We start from the raw sequence: 22,025 nt of genomic DNA, 5'->3' as shown, positions 1-22,025 counted from the left end.
CAGCTCTCCGACCTTCGGGAATCGGGCTCGATCGAACAGGACGCCGACATGGTGTGGTTCGTGTACCGCGAGGCCTATTATGTGGGCCGCGCCGAGCCGCGCGAAGGCACGCCCGAGCACCTGACCTGGCAGGAAGACATGGACCGCCTGCACGGCCTGGCCGAGGTGATCATCGCCAAGCAGCGTCACGGTCCCATCGGCACCGTGCGCCTGTCGTTCAACAGCGACACCACGCGCTTCGGCAACCTGGACCGCGACCACTACTTCGCCCAGGCGCGAAACCTCCCGGACGCTTGACGACGCCTTGGCCTAGGCCTCCCCGTTCCCTCGCAGAGCGGCGCGAGCCGCCGATCCAAATTGGGCTCTTCGGCGGGCGCTCGCTCGCCGAGGGGGTCGAGCTTCCGGCGAGGCGCGAATTGGCGCTACGACGTCCGATGCGGGCGTATTGAGAGCGCTTTGGTCCGCGCCACGCTGCGGACACTGGGCGGTCAGGCTCACCTCTTCGCGTCGGCGGGGTTGCGGATCTTCCCACACCTTGGTCGTCGATAAGACGGTGCGGGGCGCAGGAACCTGGCTCGGCCCCAGGAGCTGAATATGTCCAGCACGGCAACACCGGTCCCAGAGGTCAATCGTGACGCGCACCCGTCGCCTATTGGCGATCATGCAAGTTCTTCGCGAGCGCCGCACGCCGGTGACCGCCGCCGACTTGGCCCAGCGCTTCGAAGTCTCTGAACGCACCCTCTACCGGGACATCGCCACCCTGATCGAACTGGGCGCGGCGATCGAGGGCGCGCCCGGCATGGGCTATGCGCCGCGGCCAGACTTCTTCCTGCCGCCGCTGATGCTGGAGGCGCTGCAACTTGACGCCCTGGCTCTGGGCGCGCGATTCGTCATGCGGCGCGGCGATGTCGCCCTGCAGGCGGCCGCCCAATCGGCGATCGGCAAGATCGAGGCGGTGTTGCCCCAGGGCCTGAACGGCGCGGCCGGGGTCAATGGCCTGGTGGTCGCGCCATCGGGACCAGGTGGCCGCGAACGCCTGTCCGAAGTCAGAGAGGCTCTGCAGGCCGAATGCAAGCTGCGCATCCGCTATCGCACGGGCGATCATCCGGCCCGCGACCGGGTGATCTGGCCTATCGCCCTGGGCTTCTTCGAGGCCTCGGAGATCCTGGCGGCCTGGTGCGAGGATCGCGACGCCTATCGCGCCTTCCGGATCGACCGCATCGAGCGACTGGAACGGCTGGACGAACACCCGCCCAAGCCGCGCCGCATCCTGTTCTCCGAATGGCGGCTGCACGAACCGGGGATCCAGCTGTGACCGCTCCTGACGGATTCTGTCAGGCGGCACGCCCAGACTGCCTGGCTCATGCAAGGAGCTACAGATGTTCGAAGGCAAGATCGCGATCGTCACCGGAGCGGCGACGGGCCTGGGCGAAGGCATAGCCGAGGGGCTTTTCCAACGCGGGGCGACCGTAGTGCTCGCCGACATCGACCGCGCGGGCGTGGAGGCGACCGCCAAGCGGCTGGACCCCGAGCGCCTTCGCAGTCTGGCGATCGAGACCGACGTCTCGGACGCCGCGGCGGTCGAGGCGCTGGTCGCCCGCACGGTCGATACGTTCGGGGCCTTGAACCTCGCCGTCAACAACGCCGGCGTCATGGGCGATCCGGGCGTGCCCCTGGCCGACACCAAGCTGGAAGCCTGGCGGCGGATCGTCGATATCAACCTGTCGGGTGTTTTCCACAGCCTGAAATACCAAATCCCGGCCATGCTCGCGGCCGGCGGCGGGGCGATCGTCAACATGTCGTCGGGGGCCGGCGCCGTCGGCGGACCGGGGATCGGCGCCTATAGCGCCACCAAGCACGGCATTGTCGGCCTGACCCGTTGCGCGGCGCTCGACTACGCCACCCAGGGCCTGCGCATCAACGCGATCGGTCCCAGCTACATCGACACGCCCGAGATGAAGAAGGTCCCGGAAGCCGCGCGCCAGCACTTCGTCGACCTGATCCCCATGGGCCGCATGGGTACGCGGCGCGAGGTCGCCGACATGGTGGCCTTCCTACTGTCGGACGAGGCCTCGTTCCTGACCGGCGGCTTTTACCTGGCCGACGGCGGCCAGACCGCCGCCTAGAGGAGAACCCCTATGACCCGACTGCAATTGCCCGCGGAGGCGGGCGCGGCCCTGACCGCCGACGAGCGCGAAGCCCTGCTGAACTTCTATCGCGCCGTGGACGAGGACGACATGGACCTTGTCGATCTGGCCGTGACCGACGATTGGGAGAACCTGCCGGCCGAGCCGGGCCAGGCCCAAGGTCCGAAGATGCTCAAGACGATCTACGCCCAGTCCACCGCGGCTTTCTCCGATATGGAGACGCGGATCGAGGTCCTGATCGCCGAGCAACATCGCGCGGCTGTGCGTGTCGTGGTCACCGGCGTCCATACCGGCGAGCTGATGGGCATCGCGCCGACCGGCAAACGGTTCACCCTGGGTCTGCACGAGCTGCACGCGTTCGAGGACGGTAGGATCGCCCGCACCTGGCACATGGAGGACATGCTGGGTCTCTTCCACCAGTTGGGCCAGGCGCCGGTTATCCCGTCAGATAGCTGAAGAAGAGAAGCGTAAAGCTCAAACCGGAATGCGCTTCTCTTGAGCGTAATCCTTCTCGAGCTAGCGCTGAACGTCTGGTTCCTGGCCCCGCGCTAATTTCCGCTCCTGGCGCTTTGACGCAAAGCTAGCGCATCTGTGGCCTCCGATAGGATCAAAGGGTGCCCGCGTAAGCGCGGGCCTTAACAGCCTCTAGCGCCACTTAACTCGCGTCCGGGCCCTGCCACGCCGAAGATGCCAGATCAAAGCCGACGCCTTTCGATCTGGAGATCGCTATGTCTCACACAAATCTTCCGCCGCCAGTGCAGACCTTCTTCGGCGCCGTGGGCCGACGGGACCTCGATACGCTCTGGACCTGTTTCTCGGACGACGCTTTGGTCAACGACCAGTTACGCGACTTCTGGGGCTGCACGGCCATCCGTTCGTGGCTGGAGGACGAGGTGGTCGGCGACCGGCTTACCTTCAAGATCATGGCGGTGCGCGAACACTATGGCGAGGTCATCGTCACGGCCGAGGTGGATGGCGAGTTCGACAAAGCCGGTTTGCCAGTGCCGATGATCGTTAGTCTGCGTTTCACGCTGCAAGGCGTGCTGATCGTGCGCCTAGTCATCCTGGCGGTTCCTGAGGACGAAGCCGCGTCGGCGATCAGGCAACGGGCCTGACAGACGAGGCGACCAGATCGCGGGCCCGGCGCGGCAGGGGCAGATCGATGCCATCGCCATAGGCGCCGACCAGCGGCTCGAGCAACGCAGCGATCTCACTCTGGCGTCCACTCGAGCGCCAGGACTCGGCCAGGGCGATGGCGGCCTTGAGCTGCAGCGCCAGAACCTGGTGGGTCGACGCGCGCTCGAACGCAGCGCGCAGACAAGCTTCGCTCTCTTGGGGCGTGGCCAGGGCCTGGCGGATCTCGCCTTCGACATGGAGGAGATCGGGCTCGTGCATCAGGTCGCCGCGGACCTGCATGCCCTCGGCCGTCTCCCACACCAGGGCCAGCGCCTCCTCGTGGCGCCCCAGGCGCGAGAGACCCAGAGCTAGCGCAATGTTCAGCGGGGTTTTCAGGATGGCATGATGCTCACCGTGCAGCGCCTTCAGACTCGTCTGCAGCAGAGCCACACCCTGGTTGGCCTCGCCCCGACGAACCATGACCTCGCCCAGCAAGCCTTTGCCGGCGGCGACATGCGGCGCCAGGGAATGGCGCTCGGCCACGGCCGTGAAGCGCTCGATCACCGCCTGGGCCATGTCCCAATCCTCGGACCAGATCAGCAGCGGAACGCCCCAGATGCTGGAAATGCAAAGGGCGACTGGATGCTCCAGGCTCTCAGCCAGATCCAGGGCGTCCAGGAGGTGACGGTGGGCCTTTTCGGGGTGGCCGGCCAGGGCCAGGACACGGGCCCAGCCGATCAAGCAGGTCATCCGGTGCGGAAAGCCAAAGCGCACCATCTCCTGCCTGGGCGAAACACCAACCACCTGACGGGCGCCGTCGTAGAGCGATCTGGCCTGGGCATGCTCGGCCATCAGGTGGAGGGGGAGGGCCTGCATGGTGTCGGCCATGGCCTGGGCCTCGATCGTGCCTAGACGCTTGGCGACGCCGTCGGCGCGGCGCGCCGCCTCGAGCGCCCCGCGGAAATCGGCCCGGCGGGTGAGAAATGTGTGCAGCCCGCTCAAGAGACGCATCTGGTAGTCGGCGTCATCCAGCGTTTGCGCCAGCGCCAAGCCCTGTTCGAACGCGGTCCTCACCTCGTCGACATTGCCTTGGGTGTACATTCGGCAAAGACCGAGCGCGGTAACCAGTTGAAGCGTGCAGCGATCGGTGCGGTCGGCCTCGGGAAGCAAACTCAAGGCGCGTTCGCACCAGACCCGGCACTCGGTTAAGAGGCCCATCTCGAGGAAACGATCGCTGGCGACGGCGGTCAGGGCGATCGCTGTCGCCGGATCGCCATGATCGGAGAAGCTCCATTCCAGCGCCGCGCGCACATCGGCTAGATCTCGCCCAGGGTCGGTGACGGGGCAGCCGGCGACCCGGGTCAGGGTCGCGATCATTGCTTTAGCGTGAGCCTGATCGACGCGGTCGGTTTCGCCGCTCTCGATCAGCCGTTCGGCCAAATAGGCCTTGGTTGTCTCCAGGAGTCTGTAGCGCGGGCCGCCCGAACCCTTTTCGACATGCAACAGGGATTTGGCGACCAGCTCGCCGATCGATCCAACCACCATCGCGCGGTCGGTGACATCGAGAGCGGCGACATCCTGGGCCGTTTCGAGGGTGAAGGAGCCGGCGAAGGCCGCCAGACGGCGGGCGATGCGCTGCTCGGGTTCGCCCAGCAGATTGTAACTCCAGCCGATGGCCGCGTTCATGGTCTGTTGGCGGGCGACGGCCGTGCGCCGGCCGTGCCAGAGCAGGTTGAAGCGCTTTTCGAGCAGGGCGGCGATACCGGCCACGCCATAGGCCTCGGCGCGGCCTGCGGCCAATTCGATCGCCAGTGCGATACCGTCCAACTTGCGACAGATGCTGGCGACGAGCGTGGCCTCTTCATCGCTTAAGGCCAGAGGTTCGCCGCCCGCGGCCATACGCTCTACAAAGAGCCGTCCGGCCGGAAAGGCCAGCAAGGCGTTGGCGTCAAGCGTGGCGTCCGCCGGCGGACAATCCAGGCCTGAAAGGCGATGGACGAACTCGCCCTCGGCGCGGAGAGCCTCGCGGCTGGTGGTCAGGATGCGCAAGGCGGGGGCCGCGCCCCAGAGGGTCTCGGTTAGGGCCGCGACGGCGTCGACCAGATGCTCGCAGTTGTCGAACACCAGCAGCGCTTCGCGGTCCTGGAAGTGGGCGGCGAGCGGCGCCATGGCGTCGTTCGCGTGGGCCTGGAGGCCGATCGTGGAGGCGGTCAGTCCGCTGACGAGCAGAGGGTCGTTCAGGCCGGCGAGATCAACGAAGTGAACCTCGGCGCCGGACGCGGCGATGTAGTCGTGGGCGGCGGCCACCACCACCGTGGTCTTGCCGATGCCGCCGGGGCCGACGATGCTGACGAAGCGGTGCTGCTCCAGCCGTTCGGCGATCTGGGCTAGCACATTCTCACGGCCGACCATCCGGGTTGGCCGCGGCGGCAAGCGAGACGATCGTGCGACGGGCGCAACGGGAAGGGGCGCTGGTTCGGGCTCGGGTGATCTGTCCGTTGCCTTGACGGTCAACGGGGCGACCCAGCAGTAGCCTCGGCCCGGTACATTGGTGATGTAGCGCGCGCCGTCCTCGCCATCGCCCAAAACCTTGCGCAGCGAGACGAGATGGACGCGCAGGCTGCCCTCATCGACCGTGATGTTGGGCCACACACGGGCAAGCAGGTCGCGCTTGTCTACAACCTGGCCGGCTTCCGAAACCAGAACAGACAAGATGTCGAACGCTCGCCCACCCAGGGAAACGGGCTCGCCATCGCGCTCCAAAAGACGCGCCGCCAAAGAAAGCCGAAATCGCCCAAAGGAAAGCCATGCGGCTTCACCTATGGAAAGATATTGCTGCGCTGGCGGTGTCATGGGCAACTAAAACCAAGTTCTGGCCTGATATCCGGCGTCACTTTGCAGATCTCGCAGACCGAGGCTATCTCAAACTATCCCTTTATTGTGGATTGTCGACAGTTTGACCCGTTGCAGGTTGGCTTTGGCCCGAACTCAGCCGTGCAAACTGTGCGGACATTTTGCACTCTTTGCATCGAGCCGATTGGACCGATGTTAGGGTCCGTAAGCGCGCTTAACATTCGCGTCGCGCGACCGGCGCCACCCTTAGCAGTTCCTAACAACCCCTAGCGTGCGTCCAGGGCGGGGTCGGATCAGGATCATTTCCAACGCAACCCACTGCGAAGGAAACGACCATGAACACGCAGAACAACAAGCCCTCGATCGTGCTGGTGCACGGCGGCTTCGTCGACGGTTCGGGCTGGGAAGGCCTGCACGCTGAGCTCACTCGCGATGGCTATGAGACCATCATCGTCCAGAACCCGACCACCTCGCTCGCCGATGATGTCGCCTTCACGCGCCGGGCCATCGCCTCGGCCCAAGGCCCGGTCGTCCTGGTCGGCCACTCCTACGGCGGCGTGGTGATCAGCGAAGCTGGCAATGACCCCAAGGTGTCGGCGCTGGTCTATGTCACCGCCTTCGCCCCGGACGCCGGCGAGTCGGTGGCCAGCTTGATCGCCAACCCGCCGCCCGGCGCGGACGTCCCGCCGATCCTGCCGCCGCAAGACGGCTTTCTGATGCTGGACCGAGCCAAGTTCGCCGCTTCGTTCGCCGGCGACCTGCCGCCCGACAAGGCCCAGTTCATGGCCGATTCCCAGGTTCCCTGGGGCGTGGCGGCCCTGGAAGGGGCGGTGACCTCGCCGGCCTGGAAGAGCAAGCCCAGCTGGTACTTGGTGGCCACGGATGATCGCATGATCCCGCCGCCGGCCCAGCGCGACATGGCCGAGCGCGCCGGCGCCAAGATCGCCGAAACCGGCGGCAGCCACGCCGTCTACGTCGCCAACCCCGGCGTCGTCGCCGACATCATCAAGGACGCGGCGATCGCGATCGCCACGGCCTGATCCGACCCGCCGGCGCGGTTCCTCTCCCTCATCCGCGCCGTCGCTGCTCCTGGGCCGCCAGCCTTCCCCCAAGGCGGTCCGGGAGCTTTCCCCAAACGGGCGGCCTGACGCCCGAACCTCACCCTTCAGGACAACCCAACCAACCCAACGCGGCGCTCGCCGCCTCATCTTCAAGGAGCAAGACCATGAGCAAGTTCAAGACCCTGATCGCTTCGGCCGCCGCCCTAACCCTGACCGCCGGTTTCGCCCCCGCCAACGCCGCCCCGGCCTCGGTCAAGGCCGTTAAGAACATCGTGCTGGTACACGGCGGCTTCGTCGACGGCTCGGGCTGGGCCGGCGTCCACAAGATCCTCTTCAAGGACGGCTACAACGTCATCATCGTCCAGAACCCGACCCTGTCGCTGAAGAACGATGTCGAGGTCACCAAGCGCGCCATCGCCACCGCCGGCGGTCCGGTGATCCTGGTCGGCCACTCCTACGGCGGCGTGGTCGTGACCGAAGCGGGCAACGACCCGAACGTCTCGGGCCTCGTCTACATTACCGCCTTCGCTCCGGACGCCGGCGAGTCGGTGCAGACCCTGATCTCCAACCCGGCGCCGGGCGCGGACGTCCCGCCGATCCTGCCGCCCAAGGATGGTTTCCTGTTCCTGGACCGCAGCAAGTTCGCCGCCTCGTTCGCTGCTGATGTCAATCCGGCCGACGCCAAGGTGATGGCCGATGGTCAAGTGCCGTGGGGCCTTGAAGCGGCCGGCGGCGCGGTGACCACGGCCGCCTGGAAGGTCAAGCCGAGCTACTACCTGGTGGCCACCACCGACCGCATGATCCCGCCCGCGGCCCAACGCGCCATGGCCGGCCGCGCCAAGGCCAAGGTCTCCGAAACCGTGGGCAGCCACGCCATCTACGTGTCCAAGCCCGAGGTCGTGGCCAAGATCATCGAAGAGGCGGCTGAAGGTGTCGGCGCGGCCAACTAAGCCGTCTGACCTGATCGCCTCCCTCAACCCCGGGGCCCTTGGCTCTGGGGTTTTTCGTTTTTGAGAACATCAGCCTTCGGCTGTGGGGTAAATATTTGACCGTCCGGTCGGTCTAATATTGTGACGTTACGTGAAGTGAATTAAAAGACCGACCGGACGGACTGGTAATGGCCAGCCGGAAACAAGGGAGGGATCTATGCGAAAGATCACGCGCTTTGGCGCTTCGTCGGCCTGCGCCTTGACGGCGGCGCTTGGCGCTGCAGGGTTTGGCGCGCCCGTTCTGGCGCAGGAGGCGCAGCCTTCGACCCAGCCGGACAACGCGCTGAGCGAGATCATCGTCACCGCCAACCGGCGCAACGAGGTCCTGCAGGACGTGCCTGCGGCCATCACCGCCATCACCGGCGAGACGCTGGTACGCCAGAATATCACCAACCTCTCGGGCATCGCCGACCGCACGCCCGGCCTGACCTTCGCCGCCTTCGCCGCCGGCCAGCCCGAAATCGCCATCCGCGGGGTGGGGACCAAGGAAGACGGGCCCGCGGCCAGCGACTCCACGGTGGTCTCGATCGACGGCGTCTACATCGCCGCCCGCTCGGCCCAGGTGTTCGACCTCTTCGACCTAGAGCGCGTCGAGGTGTTGCGCGGCCCGCAAGGCACGCTCTACGGCAAGAACTCCATCGGCGGCTCGATCAACTTCGTAACCCTGCAGCCGTCGGCGACCCCGGTGTTCCGCGCCCAAGCGCGCGTGGGCAACTTCGGGCGCAAGGACGCTGGCGGCCTGATCAGCGGGCCCTTGAGCGACACCGTCTTCGCCAAGGTCGCGGTCAGCTATCGCTCGACCGACGGCTACCTGCGCAACGTCCTGGTCGGCAGCCCGCACTATGGCGAGCGCTGGGGCGAGACCGAGAGCTTCAGCTATCGCTCGGCCCTGCGCTGGGCGCCCAACGACAAGACCGACGTGCTGCTGACCGTCGATGGCGCGCGTGACGACAACGGCGCGACCAATCGCGAACCGGTCGGCAGCGCAGGTCCCCTGCACAACTGCGGCTGCGCTTCCGATCCCATGGCCGTCAACGCCGCCTTTGGCGGGGCCTCCAGCCCCTACACGACCCTGGCCGATGTCGAGGGCTTCACCCGCCGCAACATCTTCGGCGCCAGCCTGAAGTTCGACTACGAGTTCGACTTCGCCACCCTGACGGCGATCTCCAGCTACCGCCGCACCACCTACCACTATCTGGAAGACTCCTCGGGTCTGCCCGGCTCGCGCGTCTTCACCGACCTGACCGGCGCCTCGGGCAATCCCAACAACGTCCTCTTGGGCCCGGCCACCCAGGGGTTCACCTTCAAGATCACCGACGGCGTCGATGAAGCCCCCAAGCAATACACCCAGGAACTGCGCCTGACCTCGCCTTCGGGCGGTCGGTTCGACTGGATCACCGGCGCCTTCTATAGCCGCGAGACCAACGCCCGGACTGAGAGCTTCAACTTCCCTTCCCTGGGCCGGCCCGATCGCCTGCCCAGCGTCTCGGCCACCCACCAGACCAACCGCGGCACGGCCTGGGCCGTCTATGGGCAGGCCTCCTACGCCCTGACCGATCGTCTGAAGCTGACGGGCGGAGCACGCTACTCCTATGAGAAGAAGCGCATCACCTCGGACGCCATCATCTATTCGGGCCTGCCGCTACTGCTGCAGCCCTACGCCAAGGTCGGCGCCGAAGAAGGCTGGGGCAACGTCACTTGGAAGGCGGTGGCCGAGTACAAGCTGACCGAGGACGCCATGGCCTATGCCAGCGTCGCCACCGGCTTCAAGAGCGGCGGCTTCACCGGCAGCGCCTCGACGGCGGTCTCGGCGTCCACGCCGTTCGATCCGGAAAAGGCCACCAGCTACGAGGCCGGCGCCAAGACCGAGGGCTTCGACCATCGTCTGCGCCTGAACGCGGCGGTCTTCTATACCGACTATCGCGATCTGCAGGTGACGCGCTTCTTCCAGCCGGCCGGCTCGAGCTTTGGCCAGTTCATCACCGAGAACGCCGGCAAGGCGCGGATCAAGGGCCTGGAACTGGAAGCCACGGCCCGTCCGGTGCGGGGTCTGGAACTGGGCGGGGCGGTCTCACTGCTCGACGCCAAATATGTGAAGTTCACCGGCACGCCGTCGCAGAACAACACCGGTTCGTTCGACGGCAACCGCCTGCGCCAGGCGCCCAAGTTCTCGCCCAGCGCGTTCGCCGGATACACCTATGACATGGACGGCGGGGCGGCCCTGGCCGTGCGCGCCAGCTGGAAGCACCAGACAAAGTCCTACTACGACGCCGACAACAACCCGATCACCGTGATCCCGGGCTACAGCCTGCTGGAGGGCTCGGTGGCCTACACCGCGCCGGACGGCCACACGACCGTCAGCCTATGGGGCAAGAACCTGACCGACGAGAAGTACCGCACGCACGTCTTCTCGCAGCGTGACAGTCGCGTGGCCTTCGCCCTCTTCGGCGAGCCGCGCACCTACGGCATCACGATCGACTATCGCCGTTAGAGATCGGCGGACCGGCCGCCGCCTGGGACCTTCGGGACCTAGGCGGCGAGACCGGCCAGGAACGTATCGGCGGCCATGGCCGCGAAGGTGTCGGGCTTTACCCTGCCGGCCGGATCGTACCAGGTGTGCGTCCAGTTGAGCATGCCGAAGAACAGCATGGTGGTGGCCCGGCAGCGGGCATGATCCTTGGCCAGTTCCGGGCGGATCTCGCCGACAAGCCGATCGACCGCGTCGAGCAGCCAGCGCTGGTGGTCGATGATCAGCTTGCGGCGCGGCTCGGGTAGGTTGCCAAGTTCATTCAACAGCACCTTTTGATGCGACTGGGCCTCGACATAGGCCTCCATCAGCCGCGCCGAGAGGCGACGAATCTTTTCGTCTGGCACCATCGTCTCGTCGAGCACGGCCTTGGTCGTTTCGACCAGCGCCTCAACGTGGGAGTCCATGACGTCGAAGAGGATGTCTTCCTTGGACTGGTAGTAGTGATAGAGCAGGGACTTGGAGACCTTACCGGCCTGGGCGATCTGACTCACCGAAGTGCCCAAGAAGCCTTGCGCGGCATAGAGGTCGGCGGCGGTGCGCATGATGCTTTCGCGCCGCTTGTCGTAATCGACCGCCTGGGTGCGCGCCATGCCTGACCTCGTGCCGCTTCACTAGAAGAATTGTCCGAGGACTAAGGGAATCGCGGCGGTCCCGCCAGTCTCGCAATACGCTCGGGCATAAAATAACCGACCGGTCAGTCGTGCTTCTCCGCCAAGATTGCGGGGGAGCGCCTCTGCTCCCCCGGGCCATCACAGGGCGTTCATGGTGAGAAGCTCGTAGGTGGCCACGACGTCACCGTCCTGGTTGGTGACCTCGGCGTTCCAGCGCACCTCGCCGTACTCGTCGTTGCGGCCGTTCTTGGCCATGGCGGTCAGCCGCACGGCGATCGCGTCACCCGGTGAGACCGGCTTGAGGAAGCGCAGATTGTCCAGGCCGTAATTGGCCAGCACCGGCCCTGGAGCAGGATCGACGAAGAGGCCGGCGGCGAAGGACAGGATCAGATAGCCATGGGCCACCCGGCCCGGGAAGAACGGATTGGCTGCGGCGGCCGCCTCGTCCATGTGGGCGTAGAAGGTGTCGCCCGTGAAGTTGGCGAAGTGCTCGATGTCGTCAAGGCTGATGGTGCGCGGCTGGCTGACGAAGCTTTTGCCCAGCTCCAGCGCCCCGAAGGTCAGGCGGAACGGATGCTCGCCTTCGTCGATGGTCGGTGCGCCGGGCAGCCAGCGGCGTGTGATCGCCGCGATCATGCTGGGCGAGCCCTGCAGAGCCGTGCGCTGCATGTAGTGTGAGAGCCCGCGCAGGCCGCCCATCTCCTCGCCGCCGCCGGCGCGACCAGGGCCGCCGTGAACGAGACCGGGCAACGGCGAGCCATGGCCGGTCGACTCGCGGGCGCAGTCGCGGTCGGCGATTAGAACCCGGCCGTGATAGGCGCCAGCGCCGGCGATGACCTCGGCGGCGACCTTCGGGTCGTGGGTAAAGAGCGACATGACCAGCGAGCCCTGGCCTTCGCGACACAGGGCGACCGCCTCGGCCAGGTCCTGATAGGGCATCAGGGTCGACACCGGCCCGAAGGCTTCGGTGGCGTGAACGCTCGGCGAGGACCAGGGCTCGTCACTGCGCAGCAGCACCGGACCCATGAAGGCGCCGGCCGGATCGGCGCCGGCGGGCGAGGCGAGGGGATCGCCAAACACGATGCGCGCCTCGCGCATCAGTTCGACGACCTTGGCGCGGACCTCGGCCAGCTGGTCCTGGCCGACCAGCGCGCCCATGGTCACACCCTCCCGGGCCGGGTCGCCGACGACGACGGTCGAGAGCTTGTCGGCGATCGCGGTCTGCACGGCGTCGATCAGGGCGGCCGGCGCGAAGACGCGGCGGATGGCCGTGCACTTCTGGCCAGCCTTCACCGTCATCTCGCGTACGACTTCCTTGGCGAAGAGCTCGAACTCGGGCGTGTCGGGCGTGCAGTCGGGGCCCAGCACCGTAGCGTTGAGGCTGTCGCATTCGGCGATGAAGCGTACGCTCTGGGCCACCACGGTCGGGTGGCTGCGCAGCTTGTTGGCCGTGGAGGCCGAGCCGGTGAACGAGACGACGTCCTGGCCGGTGAGGTGGTCGAAGAGGTCGCCGGTCGAGCCGACGATCAGCTGCAGGGCGCCGTCCGGCAGCACGCCAGTCTCGACCATGATCCGAACGCACTGCTCGGCGACATAGGCCGTGGCGCTGGCCGGTTTGACGATGGCCGGCACGCCGGCCAGCAAGGTTGGACCCAGCTTCTCCAGCATGCCCCAGACGGGGAAGTTGAAGGCGTTGATGTGGACGGCCACGCCCTGCAGGGGCGTGAGAATATGCCGGCCCACGAAGGTGCCGCGTTTGGACAGCGGCTCGACCGCGCCGTCCAGCAGGATGTGGTCGTTGGGCAGCTCGCGCCGGCCCTTGGAGGCATAGGCGAAGAGGGTGCCCGCGCCGCCTTCGATGTCGACCCAGCCGTCCGAGCGGGTCGCGCCGGTCAGGGCCGAGAGGGCGTAGAGCTCTTCCTTCCGCGCCACGATCGCTTCGGCCAGGGTCTTCAGCATCCTGGCCCGCGCGTGGAACGTCATCGCGCGCAGCGCCGGCCCGCCGACCTTGCGGGCATGGGCGGCCATGGCGGCAAAGTCGACGCCGCTGGAGCCAAGCTTGGCGGCCGCAGCGCCGTCCAAGGCCGAGACGACCTCGACGAGGCCTTGATCAGCGGCCTGCCAGGCGCCGGCCACATAGTTTTGCAGATGGAGGGGTTTCATGCGGACTCCGCGCTAACGACCCTGGAAGACGGGTTTGCGTTTTTCGAGAAAGGCCGAGACGCCCTCGGCGTAGTCGGCGGTGGCGCCCAGGCGGCGCATGGCGTCGCGCTGGCGATCGAGTTCCTGGTCGAGCGTGCAGCCGCCGCTCTGGCGAATCATCGCCTTGGTGGCGGCTAGGCCCAGGGTTGGGGCGGCGGCGAACTGGGCGACCAGGGCCTCGGCCTCCTCGGCCAGGCGATCGTCTTCGACGGCCTTCCAGATCAGGCCCCAGTCGGCGGCTTGCTGGGCGGTGACGGGCGCGCCGGTCAGGGCCATCCCTAAGGCCCGGGCCTGGCCGACGAGGCGCGGCAGCACCCAGGTGCCGCCGCTGTCGGGAATGAGGCCGATGGCGGCGAAGGACTGGATGAACTTGGCGCTCTGAGCGGCCAGCACGATGTCGGCGGCCAGGGCGATATTGGCGCCAGCGCCGGCGGCCACGCCGTTGACCGCGCAGACGACGGGAAAGGCAAAGCCCACCAGCCGCCGGATCAGGGGATTGTAGTAGCGCTCGACGGAGTGCCCCAGATCGACGGCGTCACCGCCGGGAGCGACCGCGCGGTCGGAAAGGTCCTGGCCAGCGCAGAAGCCACGCCCAGCGCCGGTGATCAGCAGCACCCGCGCGTCGCCGGCCGCATCGATCAGGTCGAGCGCTGCGGCCACTTCGCCATGCATCTGAACAGTGAAGCTGTTGAGGCGGTCGGGACGATTGAGGGTCAGCCGCGCGACGCCGTCTTCGAGCGAAAATTGGATGGTTTCGAAGGCCATGGTCGCCGCCTGCCGTTGTCTGACGCGCCTCCCTGACGCGCCGTCATGGATAAATTAGAACGACCGGTCGGTCAATTATTGTCAGGCGCTATCTCGTGTGGCTAGGCTGGGGCAACCATGGAGGACGAACCATGAGCCAGGCGGATCTGGCGCGGCGCGTGACGCTGCGCATGCGAGAGACCGAAGGCCCCACTCAGACATTGGGCCTGGCGCTCGAGGCGGTCGACGCCGGCTCGGCGCGAGTATCGATGATCGTGCGCAAGGAGATGCTGAACGGCGTGGGCACCTGCCATGGCGGCGTGCTGTTCACCCTGGCCGACACGGCGTTCGCCTATGCCTGCAACAGCCGCAACAGCGCCACTGTCGCCCAGCAGGCGGCGATCGCCTTCCTGACGCCGGCGATGGAAGGCGAGGTGATCATCGCCCACGCCCAGGAACTGGCGGTGGAGGGGCGCACCGGCGTCTATCAGGTCAAGCTCGTCAGCGAGACGGGGCGGGTCGTAGCCGTGTTCGATGGCCTGTCGCGCACCCTGGGGCGTCCCATCCTGGAAGCGGCCGAACTGGAGTCGATTGGGTTGAGCGGCGGATAGCCGGCCCTGCAGCCGGCTCAGACGCCTTTCCAGACCGGCTCACGCTTGGCCTTGAAGGCGGCGATCCCTTCGGTCTTGTCCGCCGATCCGAGCAGCGAGACGAAGCGGCGACGCTCGGCCAGGAGATGGTCCGGCTCGGAAAGTTCGGAAGCCTGGCGCACATCGGCCTTGGCCTGGCGCAACGCCAACGGCGCCCGTCTGGCCAGGCGCTCGGCCAGGGTCAGGGCCGCCTCGAGCGCGGCGCCCGCTTCGACCACCTCAGCCACCAGTCCCGCCCAGAGCGCATCGCCTGCTGAGATCGGCTCTCCGGTCAGCACCATCTTCATGGCCAGGCTGCGCCCGACCAGCCGCGCGAGCGTAGCTCCGCCGCCCGCGCCGGGGATGACGCCCAGATTGGTCTCGGGTTGGCCAAAGCGGGCGGTCTCGCCGGCAACGACGATGTCACAGCACATCATCAGTTCCGCGCCCGCGCCCAGGCACCAACCTTCGACCGCCGCGAGCAAGGGCTTCTCAAAGGCCCGGATCCTCGCCCAGGCCTCGAAGCGGGGGCTTTCGATCGGCTCATCGGCGTCGGCCCGGGCCAGCTCGTCGAGATCCGCGCCCGCGGCGAAGACCTTGTCGTTGCCGGTGATCACCGCGGCGCGAACCTCAGGATCGCTCTGCGCGGCGCTCAGGACGTCGGCGATGTCGATCAGCAGGGGCGTGGCCAGGGCGTTGCGGCGTTCGGGACGATTGAGGCGAAGGAGCAGGACGCCGGCCGCACGACGGCTGGAAACCAGGGCCGGCTCAGGCGTCATAGTCGAGCACCACGTCGTCCGTCAGCGGCACGGCCTGGCAGGTGAGGACATAGCCCTGGGCGACCTCCTCGGGGCTGAGGCCATAGTTGGTCTTCATCTCCACCTGGCCCTGGACGACCTTGGCTCGGCAGGTGGCGCAGACGCCCGCCTTGCAGGCGTAGGGCGCGGGCATGCCGACGGCGCGGGCGTTTTCCAGGATGCTGCCCTTGGCCGGATCGAAGGCGATGCTGCGGCGGCGCCCTTCGAGGCTGACCTGCACCTTCAGGCCGGCGGCCTTTTGCTCCAGCGCGTGAACCTGGGCGAGCTGGTCGGCGCTCATCTCGGCGGCCGAGAAGCGTTCGCTGAGGATCACAGCCTGAGGGACGCCAGCCGCCAAGAGTGCGTCCTGGGCCGCGTCCATCATTGGCGCGGGGCCACAGACGAAGGCGGCGGTGACGCTGGCCGGATCGATCAGGGCGGCGATGGCTTCGCCAGCGCGGGCGATGTCGAGACGGCCGTTGAACAGGTCGACGTCCTCGACCTCTTCCGACAGGAAGTGGAAGACCTGCAAACGGTTCATGTAGCGGTTCTTCAGCTCGGCCAGCTCTTCGAGGAACATGATCGAGTTGGAGGCGCGGTTACCGTAGAGCAGGACGAACCGACTGTCCGACTCGATGGCTAGCGCCGTCTTCAGGAGCGAGAGGATCGGGGTGATACCCGAGCCGGCGGCGAAGGCCACATAGGTCGCCGCCCGCGCCGCATCAAAGCCGTAGGTGAAGGTCCCGTGCGGGGGCATGACTTCGAGCACATCGCCCACGTTGAGCATCTGGTTGATCCACCCGGAGACCCGGCCGCCGGGCACCTGCTTGACCGCCACGCGCAGGCGGTTTTCGTGCGGCGCGGCGCAGATCGAATAGTTGCGGCGCAGATCCTCGCCCTCCAGCGGCAGGCGCAGGGTCAGGTGTTGGCCTGGCTTGAAGGCGAAGGCCGGGGCCAGAGCATCGGGAAGCTCGAAGACCAGCGAGACGGCGTCGTCGATCTCGCGGCGAACCTCGGCCACCTTCAGGGAATGAAACGCGGCGGACATGAGGGTCCTTTCAGTGGCACTTGAAGCGATCAAAGGGTTCGGCGCAGGCCCGGCAGCGCCACAGCGCCTTGCAGGGGGTGGAGCCAAAGCGGCTGACTTCCACGGTGTCCTCCGAGGCGCAGCGCGGGCAGGCTACGGCCTCGTTGCGCAAGGCCGGCGCGTTGGCGCCCAGCGGCGGCGGAGCCACGCCATAGTCGAGCAGGCGCTGGCGGCCCTGGTCGCTGATCCAGTCGGTAGTCCAGGCTGGCGCCAGAACCATCTCGACGGCGACCTGGTCAAAGCCCGCGCCATCCAGCGCCTGGCGAACGGAGGCCTGGATGGCCCCGGTGGCGGGACAGCCCGAATAGGTCGGGGTCAGCAGCACCGCAGGCGGGCTGGCCCGCACGCCGCGCACCATCCCAAGATCCACGATCGAGACCACGGGGATCTCCGGGTCGGGCACCGTCTTGAGCACCGCCAGGACGGCGCTCTCCCAGGGCGAGGCCGGCGGCGACATCACCACACCGCGTCGGGATAGGACCGGGGCAGATGCTGCATCTGGGCCAGCAGATGCCCCAGGTGCTCGGAATGATGGCCCGTGCGGCCGCCCACGATCGGACGTGGCAAGGCAAGCGGAGGCAACTGTGCGGCGGCGAGCGTCTTGCCGAGCGCGGCGTCGAACCGGGCGCGCAAGGCCGTCTTGTCGGGAGCGACGCCCATCGCCACCAGGCGCGCTTCGGCTTCGTTGATGACGAAGAGCTCGTCGATGAAACGCGCGCACCATTCCAGACCGTCGATCATGCGCTGGCGGCTCTCGTCGGTGCCGTCGCCCAGGCGCACGACCCAGTCAGCCGCCAGCTCGGCGTGATAGGCCACTTCCTTGACCGCCTTGGCGGCGATCTCGGCCAGGCGCGGGTCGCTGGACGCGGCAAGGCTTTCGAGCAAGGCCAACTGGTAGCTCGAGAACAGGAACTGGCGGGCCATGGTGCGGCCAAAGTCGCCATTGGGCTGTTCGACCAGCAGGCAATTGCGAAACTGCAGAACGTCGCGGTGGAAGGCCAGTCGGTCGCCATCGCGACCCTGGTCCTCGATCACGCCGGCCAGATCCAACCACAGCGTGGCCTGGCCGATCAGGTCCAGGGCCAGGTTGGCCAGCGACAGGTCGATCTCCAGCGCCGGGGCATGGCCGCACCATTCAGCGAGGCGCTGGCCCAGAACCAGGCTGTCATCGCCCAGGCCCAGCAGATAGTCGAAGAGGTCTTGGTCTTGGGTCATGTCAGATGTGCTTCACGACGTCGGGGATGTCGTAGAAGGTCGGATGACGGTAGACCTTCGAGGCAGCCGGCTCGAACAGGGCCGGGCCCTGCTGCGGATCGGAAGCGACGATGTCGGCCGACCGCACCACCCAGATGCTGACCCCCTCCAGGCGACGGGTATAGACGTCGCGGGCATGGCGAACCGCCAGCTCGGCGTCGGGCGCATGCAGCGAACCGACGTGCTTATGGGCAAGGCCGCCCTTGGCGCGGAGGAAGACCTCCCACAGCGGCCATTCCTGGCTCATGTTGTTTTCCTGTACTTCGAAAGCTGTCGTCAGGCCGCGCGCGCTTGGCGCTTGGCCTCATGGGCCAGGGCCGCTTCGCGGACCCAGGCGCCGTCGGCCCAGGCGTCCTTGCGCGCCTGCAGGCGCTCCTTGGCCACGGGACCTTCGCCCCGCACAACCGCGTAGAACTCTTCCCAGTCGATGGCCCCAAAGTCGTGGGCCTGGCGCTCGTCGTTCCAGACGAGGTCGGGATCGGGGACGGTCAGGCCCAGGTAGTCGGCCTGGGGCTTGGTGATGTCGACGAACTTCTGACGCAGCTCGTCATTGGTGTCGCGCTTGATGCGCCAGCGCATCGACTGGGCGGTGTTGGGCGAGTTGTCGTCCGGCGGGCCGAACATCATCAGGGCCGGCCACCACCAGCGGTTCAGGGCGTCCTGCGCCATCTCGCGCTGGGCCGGCGCACCCTTGGCCAGGCCGATCATGATCTCGTAGCCCTGCCGCTGGTGGAAGCTTTCTTCCATGCAGACCCGGACCATGGCTCGGGCGTAGGGGCCGTACGAAGTCCGCTGCAGCGGCACCTGGTTCATGATCGCCGCGCCGTCGACCAGCCAGCCGATCGCGCCGATGTCGGCCCAGGTCAGGGTCGGGTAGTTGAAGATAGTCGAGTACTTGGCCTTGCCTTCGAGCAGGGCGGTCGTCATTTCGTCGCGGCTAGCGCCCAGGGTCTCGGCCGCGCAGTAGAGATAAAGGCCATGGCCGGCTTCGTCTTGGACCTTGGCCAGCAGCACGGCCTTGCGGCGCAGGGACGGCGCCCGGGTGATCCAGTTGCCCTCCGGCAGCATGCCGACAATCTCGCTGTGAGCGTGCTGAGAGATCTGGCGGACCAAGGTCTTGCGATAGGCCTCGGGCATCCAGTCTTTCGGCTCGATGAAGTCGTCGGCCGCCACGCGCGCCTCGAAGGCCGCCAGCAGGGCCGGATCCTCCACCGCGACCGCGGCGGGGCGAGCGGGCGAGCCGCCCAATTCGGTGGTGTACATCGCGTTCTCCTCCCGCTCTTCTATACAATTGACCGACCGGTCGGTCAATGAATCACATTCAAGCGCTGTCAGACGCGCTCGAGGGCCAGAGCGATGCCCTGGCCGACCCCGATGCACATGGTGCAGAGCGCGCGGGTCTGAGCGGTGCGCGCCAGTTCTTCGACGGCGGTCAGGGCCAGGCGGGCGCCCGACATGCCCAGGGGATGGCCGAGCGCAATGGCCCCGCCGTTGGGATTGACGTGAGCGGCGTCGGTCGGCAGGCCCAAGCCGCGCAAGACCGCCAGGCCCTGGGCGGCGAAGGCCTCGTTGAGCTCGACCACGTCGAAGTCGCTGATCGACAGGCCTAGGCGCGCCATCAACTTCTGGGAGGCGGGAACCGGGCCGATCCCCATGATCCGGGGGGCGACCCCGGCGACGGCCGCGCCGGTGACGCGCGCACGCGGGCTCAGCCCATGGCGGGCCACGGCGGCGGCCGAGGCCACGATGATGGCGGCGGCGCCGTCATTGACGCCCGAGGCGTTACCCGCCGTGATCGTGCCATCCGGACGAACGATGGGCTTGAGCGCCGACAGGGCTTCGACCGAGGTCTCCCGCGGGTGCTCGTCGCGCGAGACGACGACCGGCTCGCCCTTGCGCTGGGGAATGGTCACGGGGACGATCTCAGCGTCGAAGCGGCCGGACGCTTGCGCGGCGGCGGCGCGTCGTTGGCTTTCGACGGCGAACTGGTCCTGGTCGGCGCGGGTGACGCCGAACTCGTCGGCGACGTTCTCGGCCGTCTCGGGCATGGAATCGACCCCGAACCGCGCCTTGAACGCCGGATTGATGAACCGCCAGCCGATGGTCGTGTCGTAGACGGCGTTGTCGCGCGAGAAGGCGCTCGTAGCCTTGGGCATGACGAAGGGCGCGCGGCTCATGCTCTCCGCGCCGCCGGCGATGACGAGGTCGGCCTCGCCGGCCTTGATGGCGCGGGCGGCCATGGCCAGGGCGTCAAGACCCGAGCCGCAGAGGCGGTTGATCGTCGTACCGGGCGCGGTTTCGCCCAGGCCGGCCAGGAGCGCGGCCATGCGCGCAAGGTTGCGGTTGTCTTCGCCGGCCTGGTTGGCGCAGCCCAGGATGATGTCGTCGAGCGCGGCCCAGTCGACGCCGGGGTTGCGCTCCAAAAGAGCCTTCAGCGGGATCGCCGCCAGGTCATCGGCCCGCACGCTCGACAGCGCTCCGGCATAGCGACCGATCGGGGTGCGCACGGCGTCGCAGATATAGGCGTCAGTCACAATGGATCTCCTGCGTCGAAGTAAAGAGCGGGGAGGGGGCGTAGAGCGCATCGCCCGTCTCGTCGGCCAGGTGCGCCAGCACCGCGCCGAGCCGGGCCAGGCCGTAGGCCCGGGCCCAGCCCAGCGGGCCCTGCGGATGACCCGCGCCATAGATCATCGCCTCGTCGACGCCGGGTTCATCGGCGACGTCATCGACCACGGCGTCCGCTGCGGCGTTGGCCAACTGTGCGAGTGTGCGCAGGACGATCTGACCGGGGCGGTCGGGGATCTGGATCGGCGTCTTGCCAAGCGCCTGGATCAGGCCGTTGGCCACCCGGGCCGGGATGGCGTCCGCGGCGGTGAACGGCAGGGCCATGCTGGCCGACCAGTCGCGCGGCGCGTCGAGGAGCACCGAAAGGCCCGCGCGGGAGGCGAGGCGTCGCCCATCGCCGAGCGCCATGCGCACGCCGCTCACCGCCAGGATGGCTGGTGGTAGGTTCGTATCGACGAGGACAGTGATCCCCGCGCCTCGGGCAAGATCGAGCAGCGGCGCCAGATGGCCGGGTTCGGCCGCGACGCTCAGTTTGGTCGGCACGACGCCGGGGGCGGGGGAAGGGGCGGCGATCACACCGTCTGAATAGGAGAAGACCCCGCGGCCGCTCTTTCGGCCAAGCGTCCCGGCGTCGACGAGGCGAGCCTGTGCGGGTTGAGGGCGAAAGCGGGTGCGGCCTTCATAGGCGGCATGGATCGAGCAGGCGACGGCGTAGTTGATGTCGTGGCCGATCAGATCGGCCAAGGCCAAGGGGCCCATCTTGAAGCCGCCGGCCGCGGTCAGGGCGCGATCGATGTCGCTGGGCGCCAGGCCCTCCTCGAGCGCTGCAAAGCCCTCGGCGTAGAATGGACGGGCCACGCGATTGACGATGAAGCCGGGAACATCACGCGCCAGGACCGGATGCTTGCCCCAGCGCCGCATGAGATCGTAGGCCCCCTGCGTCACTTCAGGCTGCGTGCGCGGTCCCGCGACGACCTCCACCAGTTTCATGGCCGGCGCCGGATTGAAGAAGTGCAGGCCCAAAAAGGCGTCAGGACGCGACGAGGCGTCAGCCAGGTCGGCGACGGCCAGGGACGAGGTGTTGGTGGCCAGGATCGCGGTTGGCGACAGCCATGGCGTCAGGCTTTCGAACAGGGCTTCCTTGATCTCGATGCGTTCGACGATCGCCTCGATGACAAGCTGCGCGTCGGCGAGCGCCGAAAGCTCGGTCGACCACTGCACGGCGTCCTGCGCGGCCTGGCCGTCCTCGGCGGAAAGCTTGCCGCGCGTCACTAGCGCCCGCAGGCCATCCTGCAGCTGAGCGCGGCCACGTTCGAGCGCGGCGGTCTCGCGATCGATCACCACCACGCGGTGGCCGGCGGCGGCCGCGACCTGAGCGATTCCGCTGCCCATGGCGCCCGCGCCGATCACCGCCACCATGGCCTTAGGCTTCAGATCCAT

21 protein-coding genes are annotated in these 22,025 nt (G+C 67.5%); 9 read left to right on the top strand and 12 right to left on the bottom strand.

Annotated features, from left to right (window positions below; translation table 11 throughout):
• From AC1RR5_RS21245 to AC1RR5_RS21225, 5 genes are all read left to right on the top strand, one after another.
• A partial coding sequence (locus tag AC1RR5_RS21245; protein WP_492924765.1) for a DnaB-like helicase C-terminal domain-containing protein occupies positions 1-297 on the top strand: 297 nt, incomplete at its 5' end.
• 334 nt (positions 298-631) lie between these two features.
• Entirely contained in the window at positions 632-1,315 is a 684-nt protein-coding gene (locus AC1RR5_RS21240) for a helix-turn-helix transcriptional regulator (RefSeq protein WP_492924763.1), read from the top strand.
• Between the two features lie 64 nt (positions 1,316-1,379).
• Positions 1,380-2,126, top strand: coding sequence for an SDR family NAD(P)-dependent oxidoreductase (locus tag AC1RR5_RS21235; RefSeq protein ID WP_492924761.1), 747 nt, complete (start codon positions 1,380-1,382; stop codon positions 2,124-2,126).
• Positions 2,127-2,138: 12 nt separating this feature from the next.
• Positions 2,139-2,603 carry an ester cyclase gene (locus AC1RR5_RS21230; protein ID WP_492924759.1) on the top strand — a complete coding sequence of 155 codons (465 nt, stop codon included), beginning with the start codon at positions 2,139-2,141 and terminating at the stop codon, positions 2,601-2,603.
• Positions 2,604-2,902: 299 nt separating this feature from the next.
• Positions 2,903-3,262, top strand: a complete 360-nt coding sequence (locus AC1RR5_RS21225) for a hypothetical protein (protein ID WP_492924757.1) — start codon at positions 2,903-2,905, stop codon at positions 3,260-3,262.
• Here AC1RR5_RS21225 and AC1RR5_RS21220 read toward each other — a convergent pair.
• Positions 3,246-6,116, bottom strand: coding sequence for an ATP-binding protein (locus tag AC1RR5_RS21220; protein ID WP_492924755.1), 2,871 nt, complete (start codon positions 6,114-6,116; stop codon positions 3,246-3,248). The two genes, AC1RR5_RS21225 and AC1RR5_RS21220, sit on opposite strands and share 17 nt — an antisense overlap.
• 335 nt (positions 6,117-6,451) lie before the next feature.
• On the opposite strand from AC1RR5_RS21220, the gene AC1RR5_RS21215 reads away from it, so the two are divergent.
• From AC1RR5_RS21215 to AC1RR5_RS21205, 3 genes are all read left to right on the top strand, one after another.
• Positions 6,452-7,156, top strand: a complete 705-nt coding sequence (locus tag AC1RR5_RS21215; RefSeq protein WP_492924753.1) for an alpha/beta hydrolase — start codon at positions 6,452-6,454, stop codon at positions 7,154-7,156.
• A gap of 185 nt (positions 7,157-7,341) precedes the next feature.
• On the top strand, positions 7,342-8,127 hold the full coding sequence (locus tag AC1RR5_RS21210; protein WP_492924751.1) for an alpha/beta hydrolase: 786 nt from the start codon (positions 7,342-7,344) through the stop codon (positions 8,125-8,127).
• 196 nt (positions 8,128-8,323) lie between these two features.
• Entirely contained in the window at positions 8,324-10,657 is a 2,334-nt protein-coding gene (locus tag AC1RR5_RS21205) for a TonB-dependent receptor (protein ID WP_492924749.1), read from the top strand.
• 38 nt (positions 10,658-10,695) lie between these two features.
• Here the strand turns inward: AC1RR5_RS21205 and AC1RR5_RS21200 are convergent, their stop codons facing one another.
• The 3 genes from AC1RR5_RS21200 to paaG form a co-directional block, all read right to left on the bottom strand.
• A complete protein-coding gene (locus tag AC1RR5_RS21200; RefSeq protein WP_492924747.1) occupies positions 10,696-11,286 on the bottom strand; it encodes a TetR/AcrR family transcriptional regulator in 591 nt (196 codons plus the stop codon).
• Positions 11,287-11,445: 159 nt separating this feature from the next.
• On the bottom strand, positions 11,446-13,470 hold the full coding sequence (gene paaZ / locus AC1RR5_RS21195; RefSeq protein WP_492924745.1) for a phenylacetic acid degradation bifunctional protein PaaZ: 2,025 nt from the start codon (positions 13,468-13,470) through the stop codon (positions 11,446-11,448).
• 12 nt (positions 13,471-13,482) lie between these two features.
• The gene (paaG, locus tag AC1RR5_RS21190; protein WP_492924743.1) at positions 13,483-14,274 is read right to left on the bottom strand and encodes a 2-(1,2-epoxy-1,2-dihydrophenyl)acetyl-CoA isomerase PaaG; all 792 of its coding nucleotides are present in this window, start codon (positions 14,272-14,274) and stop codon (positions 13,483-13,485) included.
• 131 nt (positions 14,275-14,405) lie between these two features.
• Here paaG and paaI point away from each other — a divergent pair, with 131 nt between their 5' ends.
• Positions 14,406-14,864 carry a hydroxyphenylacetyl-CoA thioesterase PaaI gene (gene paaI / locus AC1RR5_RS21185; protein ID WP_492924741.1) on the top strand — a complete coding sequence of 153 codons (459 nt, stop codon included), beginning with the start codon at positions 14,406-14,408 and terminating at the stop codon, positions 14,862-14,864.
• Positions 14,865-14,881: 17 nt separating this feature from the next.
• Here the strand turns inward: paaI and AC1RR5_RS21180 are convergent, their stop codons facing one another.
• The 8 genes from AC1RR5_RS21180 to AC1RR5_RS21145 all read right to left on the bottom strand — a co-directional run bounded on the left by AC1RR5_RS21180 (position 14,882) and on the right by AC1RR5_RS21145 (position 22,004).
• Entirely contained in the window at positions 14,882-15,661 is a 780-nt protein-coding gene (locus AC1RR5_RS21180; RefSeq protein WP_492924739.1) for an enoyl-CoA hydratase-related protein, read from the bottom strand.
• Entirely contained in the window at positions 15,651-16,727 is a 1,077-nt protein-coding gene (paaE, locus tag AC1RR5_RS21175) for a 1,2-phenylacetyl-CoA epoxidase subunit PaaE (protein ID WP_492924737.1), read from the bottom strand. The genes AC1RR5_RS21180 and paaE overlap by 11 nt, the downstream gene beginning before the upstream one ends.
• Before the next feature lie 10 nt (positions 16,728-16,737).
• Positions 16,738-17,223 carry a 1,2-phenylacetyl-CoA epoxidase subunit PaaD gene (gene paaD / locus AC1RR5_RS21170; protein WP_492924735.1) on the bottom strand — a complete coding sequence of 162 codons (486 nt, stop codon included), beginning with the start codon at positions 17,221-17,223 and terminating at the stop codon, positions 16,738-16,740.
• Positions 17,223-17,981, bottom strand: coding sequence for a 1,2-phenylacetyl-CoA epoxidase subunit PaaC (gene paaC / locus AC1RR5_RS21165; protein ID WP_492924733.1), 759 nt, complete (start codon positions 17,979-17,981; stop codon positions 17,223-17,225). The genes paaD and paaC overlap by 1 nt, the downstream gene beginning before the upstream one ends.
• A gap of 1 nt (position 17,982) precedes the next feature.
• Positions 17,983-18,267, bottom strand: a complete 285-nt coding sequence (gene paaB / locus AC1RR5_RS21160; RefSeq protein ID WP_492924731.1) for a 1,2-phenylacetyl-CoA epoxidase subunit PaaB — start codon at positions 18,265-18,267, stop codon at positions 17,983-17,985.
• A 29-nt stretch (positions 18,268-18,296) separates the two neighbouring features.
• Complete coding sequence (gene paaA / locus AC1RR5_RS21155) at positions 18,297-19,283, bottom strand: 1,2-phenylacetyl-CoA epoxidase subunit PaaA (RefSeq protein WP_492924729.1); 987 nt, start codon at positions 19,281-19,283, stop codon at positions 18,297-18,299.
• 68 nt (positions 19,284-19,351) lie between these two features.
• Entirely contained in the window at positions 19,352-20,554 is a 1,203-nt protein-coding gene (pcaF, locus tag AC1RR5_RS21150; protein ID WP_492924727.1) for a 3-oxoadipyl-CoA thiolase, read from the bottom strand.
• Positions 20,547-22,004, bottom strand: coding sequence for a 3-hydroxyacyl-CoA dehydrogenase NAD-binding domain-containing protein (locus AC1RR5_RS21145; protein WP_492924725.1), 1,458 nt, complete (start codon positions 22,002-22,004; stop codon positions 20,547-20,549). Before AC1RR5_RS21145 ends, pcaF begins: the two co-directional genes overlap by 8 nt.
• Between the last annotated feature and the right edge of the window lie 21 nt (positions 22,005-22,025).

This window comes from Caulobacter sp. GW821-FHT11E11 (genome assembly GCF_058808315.1).
The sequence above is the reverse complement of the archived record's forward strand: the minus strand, read 5'-3'. Positions and strand labels throughout refer to the sequence as shown.

Excerpts from the sequence above, each read along its gene's own strand:
- AC1RR5_RS21235 (WP_492924761.1), top strand. The coding sequence starts at position 1,380 with ATGTTCGAAGGCAAGATCGCGATCGTCACCGGAGCGGCGACGGGCCTG.
- AC1RR5_RS21230 (WP_492924759.1), top strand. The coding sequence starts at position 2,139 with ATGACCCGACTGCAATTGCCCGCGGAGGCGGGCGCGGCCCTGACCGCC.
- AC1RR5_RS21220 (WP_492924755.1), bottom strand. The coding sequence starts at position 6,116 with ATGACACCGCCAGCGCAGCAATATCTTTCCATAGGTGAAGCCGCATGG.
- AC1RR5_RS21215 (WP_492924753.1), top strand. The coding sequence starts at position 6,452 with ATGAACACGCAGAACAACAAGCCCTCGATCGTGCTGGTGCACGGCGGC.
- AC1RR5_RS21210 (WP_492924751.1), top strand. The coding sequence starts at position 7,342 with ATGAGCAAGTTCAAGACCCTGATCGCTTCGGCCGCCGCCCTAACCCTG.
- AC1RR5_RS21205 (WP_492924749.1), top strand. The coding sequence starts at position 8,324 with ATGCGAAAGATCACGCGCTTTGGCGCTTCGTCGGCCTGCGCCTTGACG.
- AC1RR5_RS21200 (WP_492924747.1), bottom strand. The coding sequence starts at position 11,286 with ATGGCGCGCACCCAGGCGGTCGATTACGACAAGCGGCGCGAAAGCATC.
- paaZ (WP_492924745.1), bottom strand. The coding sequence starts at position 13,470 with ATGAAACCCCTCCATCTGCAAAACTATGTGGCCGGCGCCTGGCAGGCC.
- paaG (WP_492924743.1), bottom strand. The coding sequence starts at position 14,274 with ATGGCCTTCGAAACCATCCAATTTTCGCTCGAAGACGGCGTCGCGCGG.
- paaI (WP_492924741.1), top strand. The coding sequence starts at position 14,406 with ATGAGCCAGGCGGATCTGGCGCGGCGCGTGACGCTGCGCATGCGAGAG.
- AC1RR5_RS21180 (WP_492924739.1), bottom strand. The coding sequence starts at position 15,661 with ATGACGCCTGAGCCGGCCCTGGTTTCCAGCCGTCGTGCGGCCGGCGTC.
- paaE (WP_492924737.1), bottom strand. The coding sequence starts at position 16,727 with ATGTCCGCCGCGTTTCATTCCCTGAAGGTGGCCGAGGTTCGCCGCGAG.
- paaD (WP_492924735.1), bottom strand. The coding sequence starts at position 17,223 with ATGTCGCCGCCGGCCTCGCCCTGGGAGAGCGCCGTCCTGGCGGTGCTC.
- paaC (WP_492924733.1), bottom strand. The coding sequence starts at position 17,981 with ATGACCCAAGACCAAGACCTCTTCGACTATCTGCTGGGCCTGGGCGAT.
- paaB (WP_492924731.1), bottom strand. The coding sequence starts at position 18,267 with ATGAGCCAGGAATGGCCGCTGTGGGAGGTCTTCCTCCGCGCCAAGGGC.
- paaA (WP_492924729.1), bottom strand. The coding sequence starts at position 19,283 with ATGTACACCACCGAATTGGGCGGCTCGCCCGCTCGCCCCGCCGCGGTC.
- AC1RR5_RS21145 (WP_492924725.1), bottom strand. The coding sequence starts at position 22,004 with ATGGTGGCGGTGATCGGCGCGGGCGCCATGGGCAGCGGAATCGCTCAG.